Source organism: Roseomonas rosulenta (assembly GCF_016106005.1).
GTDB classification, from domain to species: domain Bacteria; phylum Pseudomonadota; class Alphaproteobacteria; order Acetobacterales; family Acetobacteraceae; genus Neoroseomonas; species Neoroseomonas rosulenta.
This window is the reverse complement of record NZ_JACADR010000199.1, coordinates 1-8,398: the sequence shown is the minus strand read 5'-3', so window position 1 is coordinate 8,398 and position 8,398 is coordinate 1. Positions and strand designations below refer to the sequence as shown.

Genomic DNA, 8,398 nt, shown 5'->3' with positions numbered 1-8,398 from the left:
GCCATCCGCTGCGCGCAGGGGCAGGCCGAGGCCGGTGGCGCCGAGCTGCGCCTCGTCGCGGCCCGCCATGTCGATCGCCGCGCGCAGCGCCGCCGTCTCCTCCGGCCGCCCGGCAGCCAGCCGCCCGCCCTCGCTGCGGATCGGCCGGCCCTGCGCCATCATCGCCCGTGCCGCGGCATTGGCGTGCAGGATGCGCCCGCCCGCGCCCAGGATGCCGATGCCCAGGCTGAGCCGGTCCAGGGTATCGGCCAGCGCCTCGGCGACGACGGCGCGCGTTTCGAGCAGATCGGCGATGGTCACGGCACGCCGCGCATGGGGCGCGAGCAGGCGCATCGCCTCGATTTCCCGCGCACCCGCGGGGCCGACATCGACATGGCGCGCCACGCCCCATTGGCCGACCCGCCATCCATCGCGCAGCACCACCGTGCTGACCATGTCGCAATAGCCCAGCGGCAGCGCCCAGGCCCGGTAGAAGCGGCTGTCGAGGAAGCCCGGCGGCGCGTCGCTGCGCATCACGAAGGGTACGTCGTCGTCGCTGCGCACCAGCACCGCGCGCTGCATGGCGGCGGACTCCTCGCCATATCGCTCGCGCAGTTCTGCGGTCGCCTCGGGCGGCTCACCCCAGCCGCGGGCGAAGCTGTGCGCCCCGGTGTCGAAGTCCACGACGTAGAGCTGGCTCGCGACGAAATCGAAGCTGCGGCAGACGCGCTCCATCGCCACCGGCCACAGGTCGGTATCGAGGGCGCAGTCATAGATGGACCCGATCAGGTCCGAGAGGGTTGCGGGCGTCGGACGCATCACGCGACCGGATGTCGCCGGGCGACCGCCTGTGGGTGATTCATCGCGTCGTCTCCACCGGGTCCGACGTGGCGTGCCCGGGCACAGTGCCAGAAACGGGCCGCATCCTCGAAAGAATTTCAGTCCTGCTCCGGGACGTCCGATGCCGGCAGGTATGCCACGGCCGTGCAGACCGGGTTCCGAAGGGCCCCATGCCCCGCGGCCGCCTCGCCCGCCTTCCTGCCCTGGCCCGTCGCAGCCTGTCCGTGACGTGTTCGGCGCGCGTCATCCGTTCGGAGGATGCCGGCGACCCTTCGGAACCCGCAACGTCCTGCCGCGCCGCGCCCGGCGTCGCGGCAGGAGAGCACGCATGATCCAGGCCTTCCTCCTCCTCCTGGCGCTGCAATGGCTGGGCGACCTCGCTGCCGCCGCGCTTCGCCTGCCCGTGCCAGGCATGGTCCTGGGCCTTGGCGCGCTGGCGGCGCTGCTGGCGCTGCGCGCCCATCGGCACGGCGCCGCGCGTGCGGTGCCCGAGGGACTCGACGCCGTCGCACGCGGGCTGCACGCCAATCTCGGGCTGCTCTTCGTGCCCGCGGGCGTCGGCATCCTGGGCCACGGCCGGCTGCTGGCGGCGGAGGGGCCGGCGATCCTCGCCGCCATCCTCGGCTCGACCGTCATCGGCATCGCGGTGACGGCGGCCGTCGCGGCCCTCGCGCCGCGCGCGGCGGCGAAGGAGGCGGCGCGATGACCCCTCCGCCGCTCTGGGCCTTGGCGCTGACCCTCGCCGCCTATGCCGTCGCCATGGTCGTCTGGCAGCGTGGCCGTCGTCATCCGCTGCTCAATCCGACGCTGCTGGCCATCATCCTGGTCGCGGGCGTCCTGGTGACAGCGGGTGTCGACGTGTTCGACTACCAGCGCGACGCGGGCGCGGTGCACCTGCTGCTGGGCCCGGCGGTGGTCGCGCTGGCGGTTCCCATCCACCGCCACGCCGCCCTGCTGCGGGCGCGTGCCGCGACACTCGTCGCCGCATTGCTGCTGGGGTCGGCGGCCACGATCGCCGCGACCATCGGCATCGCGGCCTGGCTTGGCGTCGGGTCCGTGACGCTGCGCTCGCTGGCGCCGAAATCCGCGACTACCGCGGTCTCGATGGCGATCAGCACCGGGATCGGCGGCGGCGCCGCGCTCACCGCCGTGGTCACCATCCTCGCGGGCATCGCCGGTGCCGTGCTGGGTCCGGCGCTGCTTGACGCCCTGGGCATCCGCGATCCGATCGCGCGGGGCTTCGGCATCGGCGTCGCGAGCCACGGCATCGGCACCGCCCGCGCCTTCCAGGACAGCGAGGCCGCCGGCACCGCCTCGGGCCTCGCGATGGGGCTGAATGCCGTGCTGACCGCGGCCCTCGTGCCGCTCGTCCTCGCCCTCGTGAGCCTTTCCCCCCTGAGCCTGAGAGGAGATGTGCCATGAACGGTCCGTGCCGCTTGTCGCTGCTCGCGGCCCTGATGTCCGCGCCACCTGCGCTTGCGAACGAATACGCGCGGTTCGAATCGGTCGTGGTGGTTCCCGCCACGCGCCCGGGGGAGGCTGCCGGCTGTGCCTCCAGGGCGTTGCTGAACCTGCCGCCTGCCTGGCGCGCGGGCGATGCGGCGGTGGTCATGCTGGCGCCCTGGCGGACCCCCGATCCGGCCCGAGACAGGCTGGTCGCCGCGCTGCTGTTCGAGGAGGCTGCCGTGCTCGAGCTCAGCATCGAGCCCTGCCCGGCGGCCGAGACCCCCGAAGCCGTGGACCCCGTGCCTGAGGCCTTCGGTGCGCTTTCCGCGCTGCGGCGCTTCAGCGGCGCCGGCCTGGTGGTCGCGATCGGCTACGGAGCCGTCGCGCGGCGGATTCTGGACACGGTCGCGGACCACGAGGCTGGCGGCCGACTCGGTTCTGATGGGCCTCGCTTCGCGGCTGCCGCAGCCTTCGACGGAGGTGCGCCCGCCTTCGCGCTCGGTGCCGCGCAGCCGCCGCGCGAACGGTCGCCGGTACGGCTCGGCATGCTCTGCGATGCGCTCGGCAGCGTCGCCGGCGAGGTGGCGGAGGGCCTGCGCGGCGGGCCAGAGTCGGTAGCGGCGGCCTGCCGCGTCGCCTTCGGCGTGCCGATGCCGAGCCATGCGTCGGCGCGCCGCGAATGAGGCGCGATGCACGCCGGCGAGGACACGCCGTGCTTCCCGGTTCCCCTCAGCGATTGCGCCCGCTGCATGTGCTGGTGGCGGCGATGCTTGCGATGTTTGTCTATGCGACGATCGCCAGGGACGACACCTCAGGCCCTGCGCTGCCTGTCCGATGGCCGTCGTGCTGGCTGGCCGCGCCGATGGAGCTCGCGCCCTTCGCCTGCGGCGAGCATGGCGCGCTGACGGCGAGCGCCGGCGATTGATGCAAGGCGCGCGTCGCTGCCCGGGCGACGCTTCGCGCAATGCCCAGCGGCCCGCCCCTGCGCGCGCTTGCCTCCGGCGGCGCCGCGGCGATGATTGGTGCTGGCGGTCGGGGGTCCAGCAAGGGCCTGACCGCAGGGGAGAATGGCATGAGGCTGCGGGACAAGATCGTGGTGGTCACCGGCGGTGCGTCGGGCATCGGGCGCGCCATCGCCATCCTGTTCGCGCGCGAGGGGGCGCGCGTGGTGATCGGCGACGTGACCGAGACACCGCTCGAAGGCGGCGCGCCGACGCGCGCGGTGGTCGCGCAGGAGGGCGGCACGCTGCGCTTCCGCCACTGCGACGTGACGGCGTGGGATGATGTCGAGGCGCTGGTCGGCAGCGCCGTGTCGGAATTCGGCCGGCTCGACGTCATGGTCAACAACGCCGCCATCCGCGGCGAGGGCAGGCCGCTGCTGGAGACTGCCGAGGCCGACTGGGATCGCGTCATGGCGGTGAACGCCAAGGGCGTCTTCTTCGGCTGCAAGGCGGCGGTGCGGCAGTTCCTGGCGCAGGAGCCGGTGGGCGAGGTGCGCGGGCGGATCGTCAACATCTCCTCCCAGCACGGCATGGTCGCGGCGCCGGGGAAGATCGCCTATGGCACCGGCAAGGCGGCGGCGGCCTACATCACGAAGCAGGTCGCGGTGGACTATGCGAGGCAGGGCATCGTCTGCAACGCGGTGGCCCCCGGGCGCATCCTGACTGGGCGGCCTGCCGGGGCGGGCACGGATGCGATGGAGTATTCCGTGATGCGCACGCCCATGCCGCGGCTCGGGCGCCCCATGGACGTCGCGCAGGCGGCGCTGTTCCTCGCGAGCGAGGAGGCGACCTTCCTCACCGGCCACAACCTGCTGGTCGATGGCGGCTGGATGGCCTTTTGATCAGCGCAGCACGAAGTCGGTCAGCACCTCCGGCCTGAAGGCCAGGCCGTGGCCCGGCGTCTCGGGCGCGGTGATCATGCCATTCGCGATCTTCGGCAGGCTGACGAAGACATCGTCCAGCAGGCCCATCTGCTCGGCCCAGATGCCGTTCGGGATGCTGGCGAGCAGGTGCACGTTCAGCTCGGGGAACAGATGCGGCGCGATGGTCACGCCATGGGTGTCGGCCAGCGTGGCGATCTTGCGCAGTTCCGTGAAGCCGCCGCGCATCGGGTCGGGCTGCAGGATGGGGATGCGCGCGCCCTCCAGCAGCGGCAGAAGGTCGGCGCGGCCGAAATGCGTCTCGCCGCCCACCACCCGCATGTCGAGCATCTGCGCGCAGCGGAGATAGCCGGCGTAATCGTCGGCCAGCACCGGTTCCTCCAGCCAGTAGACGTCGTGTTCCTCGAACTTGCGGCCCATCGTGATGGCCACATCGGCGGACCAGCCCATGTTCACGTCGATCATGATGTCGATGTCGGGGCCCAGCGCCTCGCGCATGCGCCGGACGTTGTCGGCGTCGGTGCGCAGGTCGCCGACATGCGCCACCTGCATCTTGATGGCCTTGTAGCCCTGCGCGACGTAGTGCTGCGCCTTGGAGATCATGCCGTCGCCGCGAGCGCCGCGGAAGCAGCCACTGCCATAGATCGGGATCTCGCTGCGATAGTGGCCCCACAGGCGGTGCAGCGGCAGCCCGGCCGCCTTGCCCACCACGTCCCACAGCGCGATGTCGATGGCGGATTGCGCCATCATCGCCACGCCGCCCCGGCCGCCGGTCAGCGTCGTGCGCCACAGGTCATGCCAGATCGCCTCCACCGCCGTCGCGTCGCGCCCAATGATGCGCGGCGCCATCGCCTCGGCGATGCAGGCGCCGATCGTGCGTTGCAGCGGCAGGTTCAGCAGGTGCAGGTAGCCCATGCCCGTGATGCCGGCCTGCGTCACCACCTCGACCACGACCAGGTCGCGCATGGGGCCAAGCGCATGGCCGGCGAGCCAGGGGTCCTCCGGCCAGGGCATGCGCAGCAGGGTGGTGCGCACCTCGCGGATGGTCAGGTCGGCCATGGCGTTCTCCTCCGTTGGGCAAGCCTGCGCGTACCCCGTCCGGGCGGCAAGGCCGTTGCAGACGCTGCGCGGCACCGCTAGTCACCGGGCATGCGCGACCTCTCACGCCAGGCGGTGATCGACAGGCTGCGCCAGGACCCGGCCGTGGAGGTCCTGGTGATCGGCGCCGGCATCAATGGCGCGGCGGTGTTCCGCGAACTGGCGCTGAACGGCGTGCGCGCGCTGCTGGTCGATCGCGGCGACATCGCCGAGGGCGCCTCCTCCGCCCTGTCGCGCATGGTGCATGGCGGGCTGCGCTACCTCGAGACCGCGGATTTCGCGCTGGTGCGCGAAGGGGCCACGGAGCGCAACCGGCTGCTGCGCAACGCGCCGCACCTGGTGGGCCCGCTGCGCACCATGGTGCCGCTCTATGACCGCTGGGGCGGCGCGCTGACGGCGATCGGCCGCTTCTTCCGCCGCCCGGTCGCGGCCGGGCGGCGCGGCGCGGTGCTGATCCGTGTCGGGTTGATGCTGTACGACTGGCTCGGCCGCCGCGAGCGCACCATGCCGCGGCACCGCATGCTCGCGCGCGAGGCCGCGCTCGCTGCCATGCCGGGGCTGACGCGCAGCATCACCGCCGCGGCGGAATACTGGGATGGCTGGGTTGTGCATCCCGAACGGATCAACCTCGAACTGGTGCTGGACGCGCTGCACGACGCATCGCAGGCCGAGGCGCTGACCTACGCCGCGGTGGAGGGCTTCACCGCCGAGGGTGTGACGCTGCGCGACACCACGACGGGCGAGGCGCTGCGCGTCGCCCCGCGAATCGTCGTCAACGCCGCCGGCGCCTGGATCGACCGCGTCAATGCGCCGATGGGCATCAACCAGCGCATGATCGGCGGCACCAAGGGATCGCACCTGGTGATCGACCATGACGGTCTGCGCGACGCGCTCGGTGGCGCGATGCTGTATTTCGAGGCGCCGGACGGTCGCACCTGCATCGTCTTCCCGTTCCTCGGCAATGTGCTGCTCGGCACCACCGACATCCGCGTGGAGGATGCCGACGGCGTGCGGTGCACCGAGGAGGAAGTCGACTACCTCCTCGGCGTGCTGAAGCAGGTGCTGCCCGATGTCACGATCGGGCGCGAGCACATCCGCTTCCGCTATGCCGGCGTGCGCCCGCTGCCGCATGTGGATGCCGCGACACCCAGCCTGATCCCGCGTACGCACAGCCTGGTCGCGAGCGAGGCCACGCCCGAGCGCCCCTTCCCGGTGCTGTCCATGGTCAGCGGCAAATGGACCACCTTCCGCGCCTTCGGCGAGCAGGCTGCGGATGAGGTGCTGCGCCGGCTCGGCCGCATGCACAGCACCGGCACGCAGGCGCGCGCGATCGGCGGCGGCGCGGCGTTCCCGGCCGATCGCGCCGCCTGGCTGCGCGACGTGGCAAACGAGACCGGCCTGCCGCAGCCGCGCATCGACGCGCTGCTGGCGCGCTACGGCACGCGCGCGCGCGACGCGGCGAAGGCCATCGCCGCCGGTCCCGACGCGCCGTTCGCCAGCCTGCCCGACCATTCGACCGGGGAGATCGCGTGGATCGCGCGAAGCGAGCTGGTGACGCACCTGTCCGACGTGATCCTGCGCCGCACCCTGATCGCGTTGCGCGGGCAGGCGAGCGAGGAGGCGGTGCGCGAGGTGGCGGCCGCGCTGGCCGATGCCCTCGGCTGGTCGCGCGCGCGTCGCGCCGCGGAGGAAGCGGCAACGCTCGCCCTGCTGCGCGACCGCCACGGCGCGGGTCAGCCGTTGAACGCCACGCGCCCTGTCTCGGCGATGTCGTAGCCGCCCATCCGGTTCGCGCGTGCCGCGAAGGCGGCTCCTCTCGCAAACGCCAGCAGCGCCTGGAGCGGCGGGTCGAAATAGTCGCGCCGCGCCATCACGAGGTCGAAGCGCTCGCGCAGCAGCGGCACGAAGTGCAGGCCGCGCGACGCGGCCTCCGCGCGGATGCCGAAGCCGGCCTCGGCGCGGCCCTCGGCGACCGCTGCGGCGACCTCGTCCTCGGCCAGCGCGGGGTCGGGCAGGAAGGTCAGCGCATCGAGCCTGAGCCCCGCCTCGTTCAGCAGGTGCACGAGCAGCAGGTGGCTGCCGGCGCGGTTCTGGCGGCCGACCACGCGCAGCCCGGGCCGCGCGAGGTCGGCCACGCAGGCCAGCCCCAGCGGATTGCCGGGCGCCAATAGCAGCCCCTGGTCGCGCCACGCCCAGGTGATGCCGACATGCCCGCCCGGGCCGAGCACCTGGCGCACCGCCGGCGCATTCCAGGCCCCGCTGTCGGGGTCGACCACATGCACCGCCGCCGCCACCGCCTGGCCCGCCGCCAGCACCTCAAGCCCCTCGAGGCTGCCGCCCGCGCGCAGGGCCAGGCCGCATCCCGATTGCCGCACCGCCCAGTCCAGCAGCGGGTCGTGGCTGCCCGCCAGCACCGGCGGCGGCACGGCGCGGTGCGGTGCCTCCGCGCCATCGGCGCGCGCCAACAGCCAGCGTTCGAGTTGCGCCCGCGGAAACACCCACTTCCCGCCGAGCAGCGCGGCGGGCACCTGGCGCCCGCGCGCCAGGTCGTAGAGCGCGCGCTCCGACAGCCGCAGCCAGGCGGCCGCCTCCTTCAGGGTCAGGACATCCGGCAGCATCCGGCAGATGCTGGCATTCCGTATCGGAAGGTCAAGGCCGGATCGCGTTGACGATACCGTCTGCCATACGCATGTGGTGCTGGGCAGGGAACGGGCGCGGCATGCGACGGATGGACGGAACGAACGGGCCAGGGGCGGCGGGGCGCTGATGCGCGCGCCGGACACCATCCTGCCGCTCGAAGCGCGTGGCCTGGGATTCGCGGCGGGCGCGCTGCGAATCCTTGCGGAGGTGTCACTCACGATCGGGCCGGGTGCACCCACGCTGATCCTTGGCCCCAACGGCGCCGGGAAATCGACGCTGCTGCGCCTGCTGCACGGGCTGCTGGCGCCGAGCGAGGGGCAGCTCACCTGGGCGGGGCAGGACGCGGCGCGTCGCCAGGCGATGGTGTTCCAGCGTCCGGTGCTCCTGCGGCGGTCGGCCTTCGCCAATGTGGTCTATCCGCTGCGTCTCGCGGGCGTTCCGGCGCCCGAGCGCGCGCGCCGCGCAACGGCGGCGCTCGAACTGGTCGGCCTCGCGGCGCTGGCCGACCGCGCG

The 8,398-nt window shown here is 72.9% G+C and carries 9 protein-coding genes and 1 pseudogene; 7 read left to right on the top strand and 3 right to left on the bottom strand.

Annotated features, from left to right (window positions below; all coding sequences use genetic code 11):
- A partial coding sequence (locus tag HW578_RS19230) for a hypothetical protein (RefSeq protein ID WP_198372329.1) occupies positions 1-801 on the bottom strand: 801 nt, incomplete at its 3' end.
- A 346-nt stretch (positions 802-1,147) separates the two neighbouring features.
- On the opposite strand from HW578_RS19230, the gene HW578_RS19225 reads away from it, so the two are divergent.
- The 5 genes from HW578_RS19225 to HW578_RS19205 all read left to right on the top strand — a co-directional run bounded on the left by HW578_RS19225 (position 1,148) and on the right by HW578_RS19205 (position 4,108).
- Positions 1,148-1,525 carry a CidA/LrgA family protein gene (locus HW578_RS19225; protein WP_198372328.1) on the top strand — a complete coding sequence of 126 codons (378 nt, stop codon included), beginning with the start codon at positions 1,148-1,150 and terminating at the stop codon, positions 1,523-1,525.
- Positions 1,522-2,241, top strand: coding sequence for an LrgB family protein (locus HW578_RS19220; RefSeq protein WP_198372327.1), 720 nt, complete (start codon positions 1,522-1,524; stop codon positions 2,239-2,241). The genes HW578_RS19225 and HW578_RS19220 overlap by 4 nt, the downstream gene beginning before the upstream one ends.
- Complete coding sequence (locus HW578_RS19215; RefSeq protein WP_198372326.1) at positions 2,238-2,948, top strand: hypothetical protein; 711 nt, start codon at positions 2,238-2,240, stop codon at positions 2,946-2,948. Before HW578_RS19220 ends, HW578_RS19215 begins: the two co-directional genes overlap by 4 nt.
- Positions 2,949-3,001: 53 nt before the next feature.
- A complete protein-coding gene (locus tag HW578_RS19210; RefSeq protein WP_198372325.1) occupies positions 3,002-3,190 on the top strand; it encodes a hypothetical protein in 189 nt (62 codons plus the stop codon).
- Between the two features lie 147 nt (positions 3,191-3,337).
- The gene (locus tag HW578_RS19205; protein ID WP_198372324.1) at positions 3,338-4,108 is read left to right on the top strand and encodes an SDR family NAD(P)-dependent oxidoreductase; all 771 of its coding nucleotides are present in this window, start codon (positions 3,338-3,340) and stop codon (positions 4,106-4,108) included.
- Here the strand turns inward: HW578_RS19205 and HW578_RS19200 are convergent, their stop codons facing one another.
- Positions 4,109-5,206 (bottom strand): mandelate racemase/muconate lactonizing enzyme family protein, encoded by a 1,098-nt coding sequence (locus HW578_RS19200; protein ID WP_198372323.1) that lies wholly within the window; start codon positions 5,204-5,206, stop codon positions 4,109-4,111.
- 90 nt (positions 5,207-5,296) lie between these two features.
- Here HW578_RS19200 and HW578_RS19195 point away from each other — a divergent pair, with 90 nt between their 5' ends.
- Complete coding sequence (locus HW578_RS19195; RefSeq protein ID WP_198372322.1) at positions 5,297-7,021, top strand: glycerol-3-phosphate dehydrogenase/oxidase; 1,725 nt, start codon at positions 5,297-5,299, stop codon at positions 7,019-7,021.
- Here the strand turns inward: HW578_RS19195 and HW578_RS19190 are convergent.
- Positions 6,979-7,863 carry a helix-turn-helix transcriptional regulator gene (locus HW578_RS19190; RefSeq protein ID WP_198372321.1) on the bottom strand — a complete coding sequence of 295 codons (885 nt, stop codon included), beginning with the start codon at positions 7,861-7,863 and terminating at the stop codon, positions 6,979-6,981. The genes HW578_RS19195 and HW578_RS19190 overlap by 43 nt on opposite strands.
- Positions 7,864-8,083: 220 nt before the next feature.
- Here HW578_RS19190 and HW578_RS19185 point away from each other — a divergent pair.
- Positions 8,084-8,398: pseudogene (locus HW578_RS19185) on the top strand (ATP-binding cassette domain-containing protein); the annotation flags it as partial.

Bases quoted from the DNA above. Each gene is read 5' to 3' on its own strand.
- HW578_RS19225 (WP_198372328.1), top strand. From the start codon at position 1,148: ATGATCCAGGCCTTCCTCCTCCTCCTGGCGCTGCAATGGCTGGGCGAC.
- HW578_RS19220 (WP_198372327.1), top strand. From the start codon at position 1,522: ATGACCCCTCCGCCGCTCTGGGCCTTGGCGCTGACCCTCGCCGCCTAT.
- HW578_RS19215 (WP_198372326.1), top strand. From the start codon at position 2,238: ATGAACGGTCCGTGCCGCTTGTCGCTGCTCGCGGCCCTGATGTCCGCG.
- HW578_RS19205 (WP_198372324.1), top strand. From the start codon at position 3,338: ATGAGGCTGCGGGACAAGATCGTGGTGGTCACCGGCGGTGCGTCGGGC.
- HW578_RS19200 (WP_198372323.1), bottom strand. From the start codon at position 5,206: ATGGCCGACCTGACCATCCGCGAGGTGCGCACCACCCTGCTGCGCATG.
- HW578_RS19195 (WP_198372322.1), top strand. From the start codon at position 5,297: ATGCGCGACCTCTCACGCCAGGCGGTGATCGACAGGCTGCGCCAGGAC.
- HW578_RS19190 (WP_198372321.1), bottom strand. From the start codon at position 7,863: ATGCTGCCGGATGTCCTGACCCTGAAGGAGGCGGCCGCCTGGCTGCGG.